Below are 17,918 nucleotides of genomic sequence, written 5' to 3'. Positions count from 1 at the left end.
GGGTTTTCATAGGTTCTCCAGATTTACCGACTCGTTTTGAGTGGCTTAAGCACACCACAGTATTGATTGAGTGGTCAATCAATGAAGATTAGACTGGCGGGCATTCGATCGGGAGGCGTTGGCATGGCGCGGAAAGGAATGGAAACGGTGCGGCGCCGGCAATTGATCCAGGCGACCCTCCAGGTCATCCATGACCAGGGGCTGCAGGCCACGACACTGGGCCGGGTCGGCCAGCAGGCCGGCATTTCGCCGGGTCTGGTCGCTCACTACTTTGGTGACAAGCGGCATCTGCTGGCGTCGACCTACCTGTCGCTGGTGCGCTCGCTGGAGCAGGAATACCGCGCGGCACGGGCGGGAACGGCGGCCGGGCTGCCGCGGGTGCGGGCCATCATCGACGCCAACTTCGCCGCCAGCCAGTCCGATGCCGTCACCGTCAGCTGCTGGCTGTCGTTCTGGGCGCAGGTCAACCATGTGCCCTCCATCGCCCGCATCCAGCGGGTGGTGACGCGCCGCCTCGAGAGCAATCTCACCCATGCGCTGGCGGCCTTTCTGCCGCGCGCCGAGGCGGTGCGACTCGCCGAAGGCCTGGGCGTGATGATCGATGGCCTGTGGCTGCGCGCCAGTCTGCGCACCGGCGGCCTGGATGTGGCCGCGGCCCGCGCCCTGGCCCATCGCTACCTCGACTCCGAACTCCATGCACTGACCGGAGGCCCGCATGTCCAGACCGCCTGAGCGCCTGCTGTGGATCGACAACACCTGGGTCGACGCCCGGCAGGGACGACGCTTCACCACCACCAACCCGGCCACCGGCGAGCCCCTCGCCGAGGTGGCCGAAGCCGATGCCAGTGACGTCGACGCCGCCGTGCGCAGCGCCCGGGCCGCCCAGGCCGACTGGGCGGCGAGGTCCGGTGTCGAGCGGGGTCGCATCCTGGCGGCCGCCGCCGCAACGGTGCGCGCACACCGCGATGAGCTCGCCCGGCTTGAATGCCTGGATGGTGGCAAGCCCATCGCCGAAACCCCCGAGGCCGATGTCGATTCCGCGGCCGACTGCCTGGAATACTTCGCCGGTCAGGCCGGCAGCCTGCAGGGCGAGTACCAGGACGTGGCAGGCGGGTTCTTCTACACCCGCCCCGAGCCCCTCGGGGTCTGCGGCGGCATCGGTGCCTGGAACTACCCACTCCAGATCGCCGCCTGGAAAAGCGCACCGGCGCTTGCCGCCGGTAACGCCATGGTTTTCAAGCCCGCCGAGCTGACGCCGCTGTCGGCCCTGCGGTTCGCTGAGATCCTGGCCGAGGCGGGTCTGCCGGCCGGACTTTTCAATGTGGTCCAGGGCGCCGCGGAGACCGGGCAGGCCCTGACCCGCCATCCTGGCATCGACAAGATCTCGCTCACCGGCGAAGTGGGCACCGGCAAGGCCGTGATGCGCGATGCCGCCGACACCCTCAAGGCGGTCACCATGGAGCTCGGTGGTAAGTCGCCGCTCATCGTATTCGACGATGCCTCGCTGGATGACGCCGTCTCGGGGGCGCTGCTCGGCAACTTCTACACCCAGGGCGAGATCTGCACCAACGGCACGCGGGTGTATGTCCACGAGGCGGTGATCGAGGCGTTCATCGACCGGGTCCTGACCCGCACCCGGGGACTGACCATCGGTGATCCGGCCGATCCGGACACCGACATCGGCGCGCTGATCTCGCCCGCCCACCGCGATCATGTCCTCGAGTACATCCGGCGCGGCGAGGCGGAGGGCGCACAGCGCCTGATCGGGGGTGAAGCGGTGACGGTCGCCGGCTGCCCGGGGGGCGCCTTCGTCTCGCCGGCGGTGTTCCGGGTGGAGAATGACGACTGCGTCATCGCCCGCGAGGAGATCTTCGGCCCGGTCATGACCATCCTACCGTTCCGCGACGAGGCCGACGTCATCCGGCGTGCCAACGACACGCCCTACGGCCTGGCCGGCGGGGTGTTCACCCGCGATCTGTCCCGCGGCCACCGGGTGGCGGCGGCCCTGCAGGCGGGGGTCATCTGGATCAATCACTACAACCTGACCCCCATCGAGATGCCGTTCGGCGGCATGCGCCAGTCAGGGATCGGCCGCGAGAACAGCCGCCGCGCCCTTGACCACTACACCCAGCTGAAAAGCGTGTTCGTCGCCAGTACCGGCGTCGACGCCCCCTACTGACGGATCGCGTATGCACACAGAAACCTTCGACTACGTCATCATCGGCGCCGGCTCGGCCGGCGCCGTGCTCGCCCACCGGCTGACCGAGGATCCGGACTGCCGGGTGCTGCTGCTGGAAGCCGGGCCCATGGATTACAGCCTCTGGATTCACATGCCCTCGGCCTTCGACAAGCCCATGGGCAGCCGGCGCTACAACTGGGGTTACGCCACCGAGCCCGAACCGGCCATGGACAACCGGCGCATGGATTGCCCGCGCGGCCACGTGCTGGGCGGGTCCTCCTCGATCAACGGCATGGCCTATGTGCGCGGCAATGCCCTCGATTACGAGGGCTGGGCGGATGACTTCGGCCTCGAGCAGTGGCGCTACTCGAAAGTGCTGCCGTACTTCCGCCGCGCCGAGGACTTTGATCAGGGCGCCAATGACTACCACGGCAGCGGCGGCCCCCTGCATGTGACCACCGGGGCGATGCGCAATCCGCTCTACCGGGCCTTCGTCGACGCCGGTGTGGCGGCCGGCTACCCCGAGACCGACGACATGAACGGCTATCAGCAGGAGGGCTTCGGGCCCATGTTCATGACCACGCGCAACGGAGTGCGCTGGTCCACCGCCAACGCCTACCTGCGCCCGATCATGCGCCGGCCCAATCTGACCCTACGCACCGGGGCGCTCACCGAGACCCTGCAGTTCGATGCCGACCGGGTCATCGGCGTGCGCTACCGCTATCGGCGCGAGACCCGTGAGGCACGGGTCGACCGCGAGGTGCTGCTGTGCGCCGGCGCCATCAACTCGCCGCAGATCCTGATGCGCTCGGGCATCGGTCCCGCAGCGGCACTGCAGGACCACGGCATCGACGTCCAGCAGGATCTGCCCGGCGTCGGCGAAAATCTCCAGGACCACCTCGAGGTTTACGTGCAGTACGCCTGCCGCGAGCCGATCACCCTGTTCAGCGCCCTCAAGCCCTGGAACCAGGCGCGCATCGGCATCCAGTGGCTGACCACCCGCGGCGGGCTGGGGGCCACCAACCACTTCGAGTCAGGCGGGTTCATCCGCAGCGAAGCGGGCGTGCCCTATCCCAACCTGCAGTATCACTTCATGCCCATCGCGCTCAGCTACGACGGCAGCGTGTCGGCGGACTGCCACGGCTTTCAGGCCCATGTCGGGCCCATGCGCCCCGAGAGCCGCGGCCGCGTCACCCTGTCGGGGGCGGATCCCGAGGCGGCCCCGCGGATCGTATTTAACTATATGGCCAGCGAACGCGACCGGCGGGAGATGCGCGCCGCCGTGCGCCTGACCCGCGAGGTCATCGAGCAGTCCCCCATGGACCGGTTCCGCGAGCGCCCCCTGTCCCCCGGGCCCGAGGTGCAGAGTGACGCCGAGATCGACGCCTGGGTGCGGGCCAACGGCGAGAGCGCCTATCACCCCAGCGGCACCTGCCGGATGGGGACGGCCGGCGATCCGCAGGCGGTGGTCGATGGCGACGGCCGGGTGCATGGCGTCGCGGGCCTGCGGGTGATCGATGCCTCGATCATGCCGCGCATCGCCAGCGGCAACCTCAATGCGCCCACCATCATGATCGCCGAAAAGCTCGCCGACCGGCTGCGTGGCCGGGCGACCCTCGACGAACCACAGCCCTGGTATCAGGCGGCTGACTGGCAGACGCGGCAACGCTGATACGGATCGTCTTCTGCGGTACAATGCTGCTATGCAACATAGTTCCAGCAGGAGTTCCGGCCGATGACAGTCCGCAACCTCGATTACCTTTTCAAGCCGCGCTCAATCGCCATCGTCGGCGCCAGCCGGCGGCCCGGATCGGTCGGCGCGGTACTGGCCCGCAACCTGTTCAACGGCGGCTTCGACGGCCCGATCATGCCGGTCAACCCCAAGCACCAGTCCATCGAGGGGGTACTGAGCTACAAGTCCATTGATGAGCTGCCGGTCACCCCGGATCTGGCGGTGGTCTGCACCCCGCCCAAGACCGTGCCCGAGGTGGTCCGCCAGCTGGCCGAACGCGGCACCCGCGGCGTGGTGGTCATCACCGCCGGCTTCGGCGAAGGCGACGATGACGAGGGCATGGAACTGCGACAGCAGGCGCTGGATGCCGCGCGCCCGCATCTGACCCGCATCATCGGCCCCAACTGCCTGGGCATTCTGGTCCCCGGGTTCGGCCTCAATGCCAGCTTCGCCCATCTGGCGCCCCCCGAGGGCCGCATCGCCTTCGTCACCCAGTCCGGCGCCATCGTCACGTCGGTGCTCGACTGGGCCGAGCGTCGCGGGATCGGGTTTTCGCACATGATCTCGCTGGGCGACATGGCCGATGTGGACTTCGGCGATACCATCGACTATCTCGCCAACGATCCCAACACCAAGGCCATCCTGCTCTATGCCGAGGCGATCACCGACGCCCGCAAATTCATGTCGGCCGCCCGGGCGGCGGCGCGCATGAAGCCGGTGATCGTGGTCAAGTCGGGGCGGCATGCGGCCAGCGCCCAGGCGGCGGCGTCGCATACCGGCGCCCTCGCCGGCTCGGACAAGGTCTATGACGCGGCCTTCCGGCGCGCCGGCATGCTGCGGGTGGACACCCTCGGCGAGCTGTTCGCCGCCGTCGAGACCCTCGCCACCACCGGCACACCCAACGGCGACCGGCTGGCGATCCTGACCAACGGCGGGGGCATCGGCGTACTGGCCACCGATGCGCTGATCGGCCACGAAGGCAAGCTCGCCACCCTACCGGATCACACGGTGCAGGCCCTCAACGAGGTGCTGCCACCCACCTGGTCCCACGGCAACCCGGTGGACATCATCGGTGACGCCCCGGGCAAACGCTACGCCGACTCCCTGGCGGTGCTGGCGGACAGCGACGCCGCCGACGCCATTCTGGTCCTCAACTGCCCCACGGCGGTGTCCGACAGCATGGATGCCGCCGAGGCGGTGATTGCCGAGCAGAGCCGCCAGCAGTCGCAGCCCGGGCGTCGCGACAGACAGCCCAAGCTGCTGACCTGCTGGGTCGGCGAGCACACGGCGCAGAACGCGCGCCGGCGTTTCTCCGAAGCCGACATCCCCAGCTACACAACGCCGGAAGGCGCCGTGCGGGCGTTCATGCACATGGTGGCCTACCGCCGCAACCAGGAGCAGCTGCTCGAGACGCCACCGTCGGTGCCGGAGCTGTTCACGCCGGATTACGAGACGGCCAACCGGCTGGTGGAACAGGCCGCCGCCGAGAACCGCGAGATCCTCAGTGAACCCGAGGCCAAGCAGCTGCTGGCCGCGTTTGGCGTCGAGGTGGTCGCCACGGAGGTCGCCGAGTCACCGGAGGCGGCGGCGGATGCCGCCGAGCGGCTGGGGTATCCGGCCGCCATCAAGATCCTCTCGAAGGACATCACGCACAAAAGCGATGTCGGTGGTGTCGCCCTCGATCTTGAGGATCACGACGCGGTCTATCGCGCCGCCGAGGCCATGCGCCGCCGCGTGGCGGAGACCTATCCGGACGCCGACCTGCAGGGTTTCAGCGTCCAGCCCATGGTCAAGCGGGCCGGGGCGTGGGAGCTGATCGCCGGGTTTACCGAGGACGCGCAGTTCGGCCCGGTGGTGCTGTTCGGTCAGGGTGGCACGGCGGTCGAGGTCATCAAGGACCAGTCGCTGGCGCTGCCGCCGCTCAACATGAAACTCGCCAACGACATGATCGAGCGCACCCGGGTCTACGACCAGCTACAGGGCTATCGCGACCGCCGGCCGGCGGATCTCGATGCCGTCGCCCTCACCCTGACGCGCATCGCCCAGATCGCCGCCGACATCTCGCGGGTCAAGGAGCTGGACATCAACCCGCTGCTGGCCTCGGCGGACGGGGTGGTGGCCCTGGACGCCCGGGTGCGCATCGGCGAGAACGGCACCGGCACGCGGCGCCTGGCGATCCGGCCCTATCCGCGTCAGCTCGAGAAGACCGTGGTGGCCGACGACGGCGCCGAGTACCTGCTGCGGCCCATCGTCCCCGAGGACGAGCCGGCCCTGCACCGGGCGTTCGCCCATCTGACACCCGAGCAGATCCGGCTGCGGTTCTTTGCCCCCATGAAGCAGATGAGCCACATGGCCGCGGCGCGGTTCACGCAGATCGACTACAACCGCGAAATGGCGCTCATCATCACCGATGCCGACAAGGTGCCGGGCGAGGCCGAGATGTATGGCGCGGTGCACATCCATGCCGATCCGGACGATGAAAAGGCCGAGTACTCGATCATCGTGCGCCACGACCTGACCCGGCAGGGGCTGGGCCGGCTGCTCATGGAGCATGTCATCGACTACGCCCGGGACCGCGGCATCGGCGAGATCGAGGGTGATGTGCTGCGCGAGAACCAGCCCATGCTGGCGCTCTGCAGCCAGCTCGGCTTTGAGCAGCACACCGATGCCGAAGACCGCGACATCGTCCGGGTCTCGCTGCCGCTATGACCGGTACTTCATGATCTCCATGAGCTCATCCACGATCACGTCGGCATCGCCGCGTTCGCGGGCGCTGGTGACGTGGTGGTGGAGATGGCTGCGCAGGACCGTGTCGCCTACCTTCTCCAGCGCACCGTCCACCGCCTTAAGCTGGCGCAGGACGTCCACGCAGTAGACATCCTCGCGCTCGAGCATGCGGACGATGCCCTCGATATGCCCGCGGATCGAGGCCAGCCGCTGGCGGGCGGTCTCGCGGACCGCCGGGTCAAGGGCGAGATGACAGTGCTCGACGGAATCGTTCATGCCGTGGCCTCCGTGGATGCCGACGCCGGACGGAACCGGCGCAGGCGCAGTGAATTGGTGAGCACGAACAGGCTCGACAGGCTCATGGCCGCCGCCGCGGCCATCGGGTTCAACAGCCAGCCGGTGAACGGGAACAACAGTCCCGCCGCCACCGGGATCAACAGGACGTTGTAGCCATAGGCCCAGACAAAGTTGCCCTTGATCGTGCGATGCGTGCGACGGGCCAGCGCCACGGCATTGAGCAGGCCGTTGAGGTCGGCCCGCATCAACACCGCGTCGCCGGCCTCGATGGCCACATCGGTGCCGGTGCCGATGGCGATGCCCACGTCCGCGCGGGCAAGCGCCGGGGCGTCATTGATGCCATCGCCGACGAACGCCACCCGGCGGCCCTCGCCCTGCAGGCGCTGCACCTCGCGGGCCTTGGCGTCGGGCAGCACGCCGGCCATGACCTCATCGATCCCCAGCCGATCGGCCAAGGCATGGGCGGTGGCCGCCTGGTCACCGGTGACCATCGCCACCCGCAGGCCCTGGGCGCGCAGCGCGGAGATGACCGCCGCGCTCTCGGGACGCGGCGGATCGGCGATGGCGACCACCCCCAGCAACTGACCGTCCACGGCGGCATAGACGGGAGTCTTCGCCGCCTGCATCAGCGCCTCGACCTCGGTCTGCACGGCCGTCGTGTCAACGCCCAGCCATTCCATGTAGTGCGCCGCGCCGATGTGCACATAGCGGTCATCCACCCGGGCGTGCACCCCGTAGCCGCTCACCGCCTCGAACCCGGTAGCGGTAGGCCAGGCAAGGCCGCGTTCGCGCGCGGCGGCCACCACCGCGTCGGCCAGCGGATGCTCACTGTGGGATTCCACTGCCGCCATGAGGGTCAGCACATCATCGTCGCTGCCGGTGGCGCCGATCTGATCGGTTACCTGCGGGCGGCCGAGGGTCAGCGTGCCGGTCTTGTCGAGGACCACGGTATCGGTGCGGGCCAGCGATTCCAACGCGGCCCCGCGCCGCAGCAGCAGACCGTTCTCGGCCCCCTTGCCGGTGGCCACCATGACCGCGGTGGGGGTGGCGAGCCCCATGGCACAGGGACAGGCAATGAGCAGGACGCTGACCGTGGCCACGAAGGCATAGGAGAGCACCGGCTCAGGGCCCACGGTCAGCCAGATGGCGGCGGTCAACAGCGCCACCACCAGCACCACGGGGACGAACACCCCGGCGATCCGGTCGGCCATCTGCTGGATCGGCGGTTTTTCGGCCTGGGCTTTCTCGACCATGCCGATGATCTGCGCCAGCACCGTATCGGCCCCCACCTCGGTGACGGTGGCGGTCAGCGATCCCTGGCCATTGACGGTACCGGCCACCAGGCGATCACCCTCGGACTTGGCCACCGGCACTGGCTCGCCACTGATCATCGACTCGTCGACGCGTGACTGACCCTCGCTGACCCGGGCGTCCACGGGAATGCGCTCGCCGGGCCGGATCATGACCGTCTCGCCACGCGCCACGGCATGGATGTCCACTTCCGTGGGGCCCTCATCACGCACCACGCGGGCGGTGCGTGCCTGCATGCCCAGCAGGCGCTTGATGGCCATCGAGGTCCGGCCACGGGCGATCTGCTCGAGATAGCGCCCCACCAGGATCAGGGTGATGATCACGCCGGCGGCCTCGAAGTAGCTGCCGGCGGTCCCCGGCGGGAACATCCCCGGCACCAGCAGGGCCAAGAGCGAGTAGCCATAGGCCGCGCCCGCACCGATCATGACCAGACTGCTCATCGCCGGCGCCCGGTGGCGCATCTCGGTCAGCCCCTTGCGGAAAAAGTCCCGGCCGGCCCAGAAGACGATGGGCGTCGCCAGCAGCCATTCCACCGCAATCCAGGCGCGCTCGGGCAGCCACTGGGCAAACCACGCGGCGCCCCCGGGGATGTGCCGGCCCATGGCGATGGCCACCAGCGGCACCGCGAAGGCGGCGGCGGTCAGTACACGCCGGCGCAGCACGGCCTGCTCGCGTGCCGCCGCATCCTGGCCCGGCGCCTCGTCGCCGGCGTCACCACGCCGCTCGGCTCCATAGCCGGCCGCCTCCACCGCCTTGATCAGATCAGCGCTGTCGAGACTCCCGGCGATCACCTCGACATCGGCCGTGCCCATGCCGAGGTTGATGCTGGCGTTCACCACCCCCGGCAGGGCATTGAGGGCGTTTTCGACCGTGCGCACGCAACCGCCGCAGGTCAGGCCACTCAGTGCGAGTTGAATGGACTCGTGTCGGGCGGGATAGCCGGCGTCATCAAGCTGACTGTCCACCCGGTTCAATCCCTCGGCGGGGTCATGACCGGCGTCAAAGGCCACATGGGCCCGGGCGGTGGACAGATTGACACTGGCTGTCTCGACACCCGGGACACGACGGATCGCCTGCTCGGCGCGATTGACGCAGCTGCCACAGTTCAGGCCGGTGACCTCAAGGTCGAAGGTGTCTGCGGGCATGAAGGCCTCGATCATTACGAAGTGATGCCCTTACGGTACCCCTCCCCCCGGGGGGCCGGTCAAACGCAGCGATCACGATGGCCGGGCACAAAAAAGGGGGCCCGAAGGCCCCCTTTGGTTCATCCAGGCAATGAATGCGCTGGATTACATGCTCTCACGCCAATCGGCAACGAGCTCGTCGTAGGGCACGGTCTCGCCCTGCGGCTTCTCGTTTTCCAGCGGAGGCTTCGGCGCGCCGGGCTGGTTGAACCAGTACTCGGCAGTCCGCTCCTCGTTCAGGCGCGGTCCGCAGACTTCCTGCACACCGGCCCGCTCGAGGCGCTCCATGACGCGATCCTGCTCAGCCGCCAGGTTATCCATGGCGCCCTGCGGGGTCTCTTCACCGGTCACGGCAGCGGCCACGTTCGACCACCACAGCTGAGCCAGACGCGGATAGTCAGGCACGTTCGTGCCGGTATCCGTCCACAGCTCACGCGCCGGGCTGCGATAGAACTCAACCAGACCACCGAGCTCCGGTGCCCGCTCCGTCATCGACTCGGACATGATGTCCGACTCGCGGATCGGGGTGAGGCCCTCGTTGAGCTTCTTCAGCGACACGACCTTCGAGGTCACGAACTGGGCATACAGCCAGGCGGCCTTGCGGGCCTCCGGATCGGCATGCTTGAAGAACGTCCAGGAACCGATGTCCTGATAACCGACCTTCATGCCCTCTTCCCAGTACGGGCCGTGGGGCGAGGGGGCCATGCGCCACTTCGGCGTGCCATCCTCGTTCACCACCGGCAGGCCCTCTTCGACCATCGAAGCGGTGAAGGCCGTGTACCAGAAGATCTGCTGGGCGATCTGACCCTGGGCCGGGACCGGGCCCGCCTCCGAGAAGGTCATGCCCGAAGCGGACGGCGGTGCATAGTCACCCAGCCAGTCGATGTACTTGGTCAGTGCATAGACGGCGGCCGGGCCATTCACGGCACCACCACGGGTCACATCGGAACCGACCGGATGGCAGTCCTCGACACGGATGCCCCACTCGTCAACGGGCAGACCGTTGGGCAGGCCCTTGTCACCGGCACCGGCCATCGACAGCCAGGCGTCAGTGAAACGCCAGCCGAGGGACGGGTCCTTCTTGCCGTAGTCCATGTGGCCATAGACCTCACGACCATCCAGCTGGCCCACGTTCTCGGTAAAGAACTCGGCGATGTCCTCATAGGCGGACCAGTTCACTGGCACACCCAGCTCATAGCCGTAGATGTCCTCGAACTGCGCCTGAAGGTCTTCGCGCTGGAACCAGTCATAGCGGAACCAGTAGACGTTGGCGAACTGCTGGTCCGGCAGCTGGTACATGTTGCCGTCCGGCGCGGTTACTGCATCCAGACCGATGAAGTCGTCCAGATCCAGGTACGGCGACGTGACGTCGGCACCCTCGCCTTCCATGTAGTCAGTCAGCGAGACCACCTGACCATAGCGATAGTGGGTACCGATCAGGTCAGCATCGTTGATGTAGCCATCATAAATACTCTCACCCGACTGCATCTCGGTCTGCAGCGCCTCGATCACGTCACCCTCACCGATCAGGTTGTGGGTGAGGTTGATGCCGGTGATGTCGGAAAAGGCCTCGGCCAGGACACTGGCCTCGTACTCATGGGTGGCGATGGTCTCGGAGACCACGGACACGTCCATGCCGCGGAAGTCCTCAGCCGCGTCGATGAACCACTCGAGCTGCTCGAGCTGCTCTTCGCGGGTCAGTGTCGACGGCTGGAACTCGTCGAGATACTGCTCGGCGACAGCCATCTGCTCATCGGTGGCCGCCTGGGCATTGCCCAGCCCGCCGACACCGAGGGCAGCAGCCACGGCCAGTGCAGTCAAAGGACGCATGGCGTTTTTCTGCTCTGTCATGCTTTTCTCCTCCAGGAAGGGGACATTACCCCATTACTCAAGGACAGAGGCACTGGCCAATCCAGTGCTTGCCCACTTCTAGCCCCATCGAAGCATCACCGCGGCGTAAACCACAGAAATGCCCGAGGCAAACAAAAGGCTCGCGTCCGAAAACGCCAGCCAGATGAGATGGATGAAGGCCGCCCCCAGCAGGCTCATGAACAGACGATCCCCGCGGGTCGTCGGCACTGGCAGGAAGCCCCGCCGCTCGTAGGTCGGCATCACGAACTGCAGGACGCCAAAGACCACCAGCATCACGGCTATGGCGATGAAAAAGATCGCCACCGGCTGGGTCCAGGCCATCCAGGACAGATTGAAGCTGATTCCTTCGTTCATCGTTGCAAACTCCGATTACACGCGGCCGAGGGCAAAGCCCCGGGCGATGTGCTTGCGCACGAACCAGATCACCAGGGCGCCGGGCACGAGCGTGAGAATACCGGCCGTCGCAAGCAGCCCCCAGTCAAGCCCGGAGGCACTCACCGTCCGCGTCATGGTGACCGCGATCGGCTTCGCCTCGACGGAGGTGAGGGTCCGCGCCAGCAGCAGCTCGACCCACGAGAACATGAAGCAGAAGAACGCCGTCACACCCACGCCGGAACGGATCAGAGGCAGGAAGATGGTGATGAAAAAGCGCGGCCAGCTGTATCCATCCAGATAGGCGGTTTCATCGATCTCCTTCGGCACCCCGGACATGAACCCCTCAAGGATCCAGACCGCCAGTGGCACCGTGAACAGGGTATGGGCCAGCGCCACCGCAATGTGCGTGTCATACAGCCCGACACTCTGGTAGAGCTCGAAGAACGGCAGCAGGAACACCGCCGGCGGCGCCATGATGTTGGTCAGCAGCCAGAAGAACAGGTGCTTGTCACCGAGGAAGTTATAGCGGCTGAACGCATACGCGGCGGGCAGCGCCACGGTGAGCGATATCACCACGTTCATCGCCACATACAGCGTCGAATTGATGTACCCCGGGAACCAGGTGGGATCGGTGAAGATCTTCACATAGTTGGCCACCGTCAGGTTCTCCGGCCACAGCGTGAAGGTCGACAGGATTTCCTGGTTGGTCTTGAGCGACATCATCAGCAGCCAGTAGATCGGCAGCATCAGGAAGATCAGCCAGGCGGCCAGGAAGATATAGCGTCGTTTCGAACCCACGGCCTAGCCCTCCCGGTCCATGTTGAGAATGGTCAGATAGAACACATAGCTGAACAGCAGGATGATCAGGAAGTAGACCAGCGAAAACGCCGCTGCCGGTCCCAGATCAAACTGGCCGACGGCCATGGTCGTCAGGCTCTGACTGAGGAAGGTGGTCGCGTTGCCCGGACCGCCGCCGGTGAGCACGAACGGCTCGGCATAGATCCGGAAGCTGAAGATGAAGCGCAGCAGGATCGCGATCAGCAGCACGCCCTTCAGCTTAGGCAGCTCGATGAACCGGAACACCGCCCAGCGCGATGCGCCATCAATGCGGGCCGCCTGATAGAACGCATCGGGAATCGCCTGCAGGCCGGCATAGCACAGCAGGATGACCAGCGAAGTCCAGTGCCAGACGTCCATGACCAGGACGGTCAGCCAGGCGTCCAGCGAGTCGCCCGTGTAGTTGTAGTCAAAGCCGATGCTGTTGAGGATGACGCCGGCAAAGCCCACGTCCGGGCGGGAGAACACCTGCCAGATCGTGCCCACCACGTTCCACGGCACCAGCAGTGGCAGCGCCAGCAGCACCAGCGACACCGACACCCATGGCCCCTTTTTGGGCAGACACAGCGCAAGGCCCACGCCCAGCGGAATCTGGATGAGCAGCACGGCCGCCGAGAACAGCAGCTGCCGGATGAGTGCCCCATGCAGCGCCGGGTCGCGCAGCACTTCGGTAAACCAGGCGGTGCCGACAAAGAACCGGGAATTGGGCCCGAAGATGTCCTGCAGCGAGTAGTTGACCACGGTCATCAGCGGCATGATGGCGCTGAACGCCACCACCAGCACCACTGGCAGGACCATCAGCCACGCCCATTGGTATTCGCGCTTTTCCACTTTTCCTCCCCTTAACCGACTAGCTTGTCGTCGGCATACAGCAGCGCGTTGTCGACGGGGAACACCACCCGCAGACCGTCGCTGTCGATCTTTTCGGATTCATCCAGCCGGACGTGGACCTCGTGCTCACCCAGATGCCCGGTGACGAGCATGTAGTCGCCCAGGTCCTCGACCTTGTCGACCTTGATCAGGTGCCCGGTCTCGTCGCCCTCGGCCGGACGGATCAGCTCGGGGCGGATGCCGAGCTGCAGATTGCCGCCGGCCAGACGGGCGGCCTCGGCCATTGCCGGGTCAACGGCGATCCGCTCGTCCCCGACCACGGCCTCGCTACTCTCCACCGAGCAGGCCATGAAGTTCATGCCCGGGCTGCCGATGAAATACCCGACAAAGGTGTGCTCCGGCCGCTCGAAGAGTGCCTGCGGCGTGCCCACTTGGAGCACCTGACCGGCGAGCATCACCACGACCTTGTCAGCGAACGTCAGCGCCTCGGTCTGGTCATGGGTCACGTAGACGAGGGTGAGATTGAGCTGCTCGTGGACTTCGCGGAGCTTGCGCCGCAGCTGCCACTTCAGATGCGGGTCGATCACCGTCAGCGGCTCGTCAAAGAGCACCGCCGCCACGTCTTCGCGCACCAGCCCTCGTCCCAGCGAGATCTTCTGCTTGGCATCGGCGGTCAGGTTGTTGGCCCGGCGCTTGAGCACGTCCTCAAGGCCCAGCATGGTGGCGATGTGCGTCACCCGCTGGTTGATGTAGTGCTCGTCCATGGACCGGTTACGCAACGGAAACGCCAGATTGTCGAACACCGTCATCGTGTCGTAGATGACCGGGAACTGGAAAACCTGGCCGATGTTGCGACGCTCCGGCGACAGGTTGGTCACATCGCGGTCGCCGAACATGACCTTGCCCTCGGACGGCTGGACCAGCCCCGAGATGATGTTGAGCAGCGTCGTCTTGCCGCAGCCCGACGGCCCCAGCAGCGCGTAGGCGCCCCCGTCTTCCCAGACATGCTGCATCGGCTGCAGGGCATAGTCACCGCCCGGCGCGTACTGGTGGGCGAGATTATTGAGTTCTATTCGTGACATTGATCTACCCGCGTTACTGCTGCGGCGCGGCCACGAGCTGGTCCGCGCTGTCGAATACGTAGGCCCGGTTCAGGTCGGCATGCACATCGAAGCGCTCACCGGGGTGGACCACATGAACGCCGCGCTCCTCGACCACCCAGTCATGGCCGTTGACCGCGAGATGGACATAAGTGACCGACCCGGCCACTTCCGCCACTTCGACCTCGCCCTGCATGGTGATGCGGTCGTCATTCGGCGTCGCGTACAGATGATGCGGACGCACGCCCATGGTGTAGCGCCCCGGCACCAGGTCCTTCATCTGCCCGGGCAGCGGCTGATCGAACAGCCCCTCCACCTTGACCCGGCCGTCGTCGACCTGGATGGGCATCAGGTTCATCGGCGGGTCGGCGAACACCTGGGTGACGGTGGTGCTCGCCGGATGGCGATAGCACTCGGCGGTCACGCCATGCTGGATCACGCGCCCTTCGTGCAGCACGGTGGTCTTGCCCCCCAGCACCAGGGCCTCTTCGGGCTCCGTGGTCGCGTAGACCACCACGGTGTCACGGTCGGCGAACAGATTGCGCAGTTCCGAACGCAGGCCCTCACGCAGCTTGTAGTCGAGGTTCACCAGCGGCTCGTCGAGCAGCACCAGTTTGGCATCGCGCACCAGCGCGCGGGCCATGGCGCAGCGCTGCTGCTGGCCACCGGAGAGCTCCGAGGGCAGGCGGTCGATGAGGTGGTCAATGCCCAGGCGCTCAGCCTCGGTGCGTACACGCCGGTCGATCTCGGCGGCGGAAAGGCCGGCCAGCTTGAGCGGCGAGGCGATGTTGTCGTAGACCGACAGTGACGGGTAATTGATGAACTGCTGGTAGACCATCCCCACCGAGCGCTTGCGCACCGGGACCTTGGTGACCTCGTGGCCATCTTCGAGGACCCGGCCGGTATTGGGATGATCCAGCCCCGCCATGATCCGCATCATTGTCGTCTTGCCGGCCTCGGTCAGGCCCAGCAGCACATTGAACTCGCCCCGCTGGAAGGTGAGGTTCACATCCCTTAGATGCGCCTCACCGCCAACGGTGCGATTAACCCCCTCCAGGACGAGACTCATTACGCAGTTGCCCTCTTTTTCTCGTGCCCCGTAAACCAGGCGTTGACCCGCTCGCGCTGATCGGCATCCAGCATCAGGCCCAGCTTGCTGCGCCGCCAGATGGCGTCCTCGGCGGTCATCGCCCATTCGTGCTCGGCCAGGTAGCGCAGCTCGGCCTCGTAGCAGTCGGACCCGAAATGCTCGCCCAGATCATCCAGCGACCGGGCCTCCCCCAGCATGGTCTCGACCTGTGTGCCGTAGTTGCGCACCAGCCGCCAGGCCATCGCCTCGGGCAGCCACGGGCGCTCGCGCCGCAGCCGCTCGAGGTAGCGCTCGAAATCGCCGTCCGGAATGTCGCCACCGGGCAGCGCCTCGTCGCCGGTCCAGTCTGTGATCGGCGCGCCCAGCAGCGGCGCCACCTGATCCACCGCCTGGCGCGCCAGTGTGCGGTAGGTGGTGATCTTACCGCCAAAGACCGACAGCAGCGGGGCGCGTCTGTCATCCAGATCAAGGCTGTAGTCGCGGCTGACCGCCGAGACGTCTTCCTCGTCCGACTCGTCATACAGCGCCCGCACGCCGGAGTAGGTCCAGACCACATCCTTGGGCGCGATCTGATCCTTGAAATAGCGGTTGACCGCGTCGCAGAGATACTGGATTTCGTCGTCGCTGGCAGTGGCCTCGGCCGGGTTGCCCTCGTAGGCGACGTCGGTGGTGCCGATGAGGGTGAAATCCTGCTCGTAGGGGATGGCGAAGATGACCCGGCCATCGGTGTTCTGGAACAGGTAAGAGTCGTCATGCTCGAAGATCTTGGGCACGACGATGTGGCTGCCCTTGACCAGATGCACGTCCTTGCCGTCGTTCATGTCCATGGCGTTGCCAAGGAACTTGGCCACCCAGGGCCCCGCGGCGTTCACAACCGAACGTGAACGAACATTCCGAACATCGCCGTTCACGGTGTCGGTGAGCTGCACACTCCACTCATCATCGCCACGTTCGGCGCCGGTGCAGCGGGTGCGCGGCAGCACGGTCCCGCCGCGCTGCTCGACATCCATGCAGTTGAGCACCACCAGGCGCGAATCCTGCACCCAGCAGTCGGAATACATGAAGCCCTTGGTGACGCCATCCTTGAGCGGCTCGCCGGCGTAGTGGGTGCGCAGATTGAGCCCTTTCGAACCGGGCAGCTTCTTACGGCCACCGAGGTGGTCGTAGAGGAACAGGCCCATGCGGATCATCCAGGCCGGGCGCAGCTCCTTGACGTGCGGCATCACGAAGCGCAGCGGCCAGATGATGTGCGGGGCGATGCCCATCAGCACTTCGCGCTCTTTCAGCGCCTTCTGCACCAGCCGGAATTCGTAATATTCAAGATAGCGGAGCCCGCCGTGCACAAGCTTCGTACTGGCGGACGAGGTGTAGTTGGCGAGATCGCCCTGCTCGACAAGCAGTACCCGCAGCCCGCGGCCTGCCGCGTCGCGCGCTATGCCTGCCCCGTTGATGCCGCCGCCGACGACGACGACGTCGTAGCGGTCGGTCTGCTGACCTTCAGAAGCCACAGGTGCCTCTCCTCCGTTTCCGATGTGGGCGACTATACTGCCGCCTTTTAATGTTCGGTTTCAAACATACCACTGCGCCGGTCGGAGTCAAGCGAGCCGTCAGCGCCCGCGGATGCGTCAGTCACCACCAGACGGCCGCCATTCTCTTTCATGACCCGGCGCACGTACGCCGGCGGTTCGGCATCAGTGTACAGTTCATCAATCTCGCCCAGGCTTGCCACCCGCACCATCGCGTTGCGGCCGAACTTGCTGTGATCCGCGCCCAGCAGGGTCGAGCGCGCGTTGCGCAGGATCGCCTGGATGACGCGCACCTCGTGATAGTCGAAATCCAGCAGCGTGCCGTCGGCCTCGATGCCGGAGATGCCCAGCACCGCATAGTCGACCTTGAACTGATTGACGAAATCGATGGTTGCCTCGCCGGTGATGCCGCGGTCGCGCTGGCGGACCACGCCGCCGGCCACGATCACCTCGCAGTCGGGGCTGTCAGCCATGGCGCTCGCCACATTGAGGTTGTTGGTGATGACCCGCAGGCCGTGATGCTGGCGGAGCGCCAGGGCCACGGCCTCGGTGGTGGTGCCCAGGGTGATGAACACCGACGCCTTGTCCGGGATGCGCGCGGCAATGGCGGCGCCGATACGCGCCTTGGCCTCGGGCAGCAGGATGCGACGCGCCTGGTAGTGGACATTCTCGACGCTCGAGGGCAGCCCGGCCCCACCGTGGTAGCGGCGCAGCAGGCCGGCCCCGCACAGGGCGTTGATGTCGCGCCGGATGGTCTGCGCCGTCACCGCAAAATGCTGCGCCAGCGCCTCCACCGAGACGAACCCCTGCTCTTGGACGAGATCGAGCATGGCCTGTTGCCGGCCATTGAGCCCGAT

14 protein-coding genes are annotated in these 17,918 nt (G+C 66.3%); 4 read left to right on the top strand and 10 right to left on the bottom strand.

The window, feature by feature from the left end:
- Positions 1 to 123 precede the first annotated feature (123 nt).
- From betI to BA899_RS00175, 4 genes are all read left to right on the top strand, one after another.
- Positions 124 to 732: a transcriptional regulator BetI gene (gene betI / locus BA899_RS00190; RefSeq protein WP_159299360.1), complete on the top strand. Its 609-nt coding sequence runs from the start codon at positions 124 to 126 to the stop codon at positions 730 to 732.
- Positions 716 to 2,179, top strand: coding sequence for a betaine-aldehyde dehydrogenase (gene betB / locus BA899_RS00185; protein WP_159299359.1), 1,464 nt, complete (start codon positions 716 to 718; stop codon positions 2,177 to 2,179). Before betI ends, betB begins: the two co-directional genes overlap by 17 nt.
- Positions 2,180 to 2,189: 10 nt before the next feature.
- Complete coding sequence (gene betA / locus BA899_RS00180; protein ID WP_159299358.1) at positions 2,190 to 3,851, top strand: choline dehydrogenase; 1,662 nt, start codon at positions 2,190 to 2,192, stop codon at positions 3,849 to 3,851.
- A gap of 63 nt (positions 3,852 to 3,914) precedes the next feature.
- Complete coding sequence (locus BA899_RS00175) at positions 3,915 to 6,620, top strand: bifunctional acetate--CoA ligase family protein/GNAT family N-acetyltransferase (protein WP_159299357.1); 2,706 nt, start codon at positions 3,915 to 3,917, stop codon at positions 6,618 to 6,620.
- On the opposite strand, the gene BA899_RS00170 is transcribed toward BA899_RS00175, so the two are convergent.
- From BA899_RS00170 to BA899_RS00125, 10 genes are all read right to left on the bottom strand, one after another.
- Entirely contained in the window at positions 6,615 to 6,914 is a 300-nt protein-coding gene (locus tag BA899_RS00170; RefSeq protein WP_110883392.1) for a metal-sensitive transcriptional regulator, read from the bottom strand. The genes BA899_RS00175 and BA899_RS00170 overlap by 6 nt on opposite strands.
- Positions 6,911 to 9,406, bottom strand: a complete 2,496-nt coding sequence (locus BA899_RS00165; RefSeq protein ID WP_235013267.1) for a copper-translocating P-type ATPase — start codon at positions 9,404 to 9,406, stop codon at positions 6,911 to 6,913. The genes BA899_RS00170 and BA899_RS00165 overlap by 4 nt, the downstream gene beginning before the upstream one ends.
- Positions 9,407 to 9,535: 129 nt before the next feature.
- The gene (locus BA899_RS00160) at positions 9,536 to 11,281 is read right to left on the bottom strand and encodes an ABC transporter substrate-binding protein (protein ID WP_148122500.1); all 1,746 of its coding nucleotides are present in this window, start codon (positions 11,279 to 11,281) and stop codon (positions 9,536 to 9,538) included.
- 78 nt (positions 11,282 to 11,359) lie between these two features.
- On the bottom strand, positions 11,360 to 11,656 hold the full coding sequence (locus tag BA899_RS00155) for a DUF2160 domain-containing protein (RefSeq protein ID WP_110883394.1): 297 nt from the start codon (positions 11,654 to 11,656) through the stop codon (positions 11,360 to 11,362).
- 15 nt (positions 11,657 to 11,671) lie between these two features.
- A complete protein-coding gene (locus tag BA899_RS00150; protein WP_200833017.1) occupies positions 11,672 to 12,424 on the bottom strand; it encodes a carbohydrate ABC transporter permease in 753 nt (250 codons plus the stop codon).
- 54 nt (positions 12,425 to 12,478) lie between these two features.
- A complete protein-coding gene (locus tag BA899_RS00145) occupies positions 12,479 to 13,345 on the bottom strand; it encodes a carbohydrate ABC transporter permease (protein WP_198515210.1) in 867 nt (288 codons plus the stop codon).
- An 11-nt stretch (positions 13,346 to 13,356) separates the two neighbouring features.
- Positions 13,357 to 14,427: an ABC transporter ATP-binding protein gene (locus tag BA899_RS00140; protein WP_159299355.1), complete on the bottom strand. Its 1,071-nt coding sequence runs from the start codon at positions 14,425 to 14,427 to the stop codon at positions 13,357 to 13,359.
- 13 nt (positions 14,428 to 14,440) lie between these two features.
- Positions 14,441 to 15,514 carry an ABC transporter ATP-binding protein gene (locus BA899_RS00135; RefSeq protein WP_144346787.1) on the bottom strand — a complete coding sequence of 358 codons (1,074 nt, stop codon included), beginning with the start codon at positions 15,512 to 15,514 and terminating at the stop codon, positions 14,441 to 14,443.
- Positions 15,514 to 17,043: a glycerol-3-phosphate dehydrogenase gene (gene glpD / locus BA899_RS00130; RefSeq protein WP_148122502.1), complete on the bottom strand. Its 1,530-nt coding sequence runs from the start codon at positions 17,041 to 17,043 to the stop codon at positions 15,514 to 15,516. Before glpD ends, BA899_RS00135 begins: the two co-directional genes overlap by 1 nt.
- A gap of 47 nt (positions 17,044 to 17,090) precedes the next feature.
- Complete coding sequence (locus BA899_RS00125; RefSeq protein ID WP_235011847.1) at positions 17,091 to 17,918, bottom strand: DeoR family transcriptional regulator; 828 nt, start codon at positions 17,916 to 17,918, stop codon at positions 17,091 to 17,093.

The sequence above is a fragment of the Spiribacter sp. SSL99 genome (genome assembly GCF_009805925.1).
Classification (GTDB): Bacteria; Pseudomonadota; Gammaproteobacteria; order Nitrococcales; family Nitrococcaceae; genus Spiribacter; species Spiribacter roseus.
The sequence above is the reverse complement of the archived record's forward strand: the minus strand, read 5'-3'. Positions and strand labels throughout refer to the sequence as shown.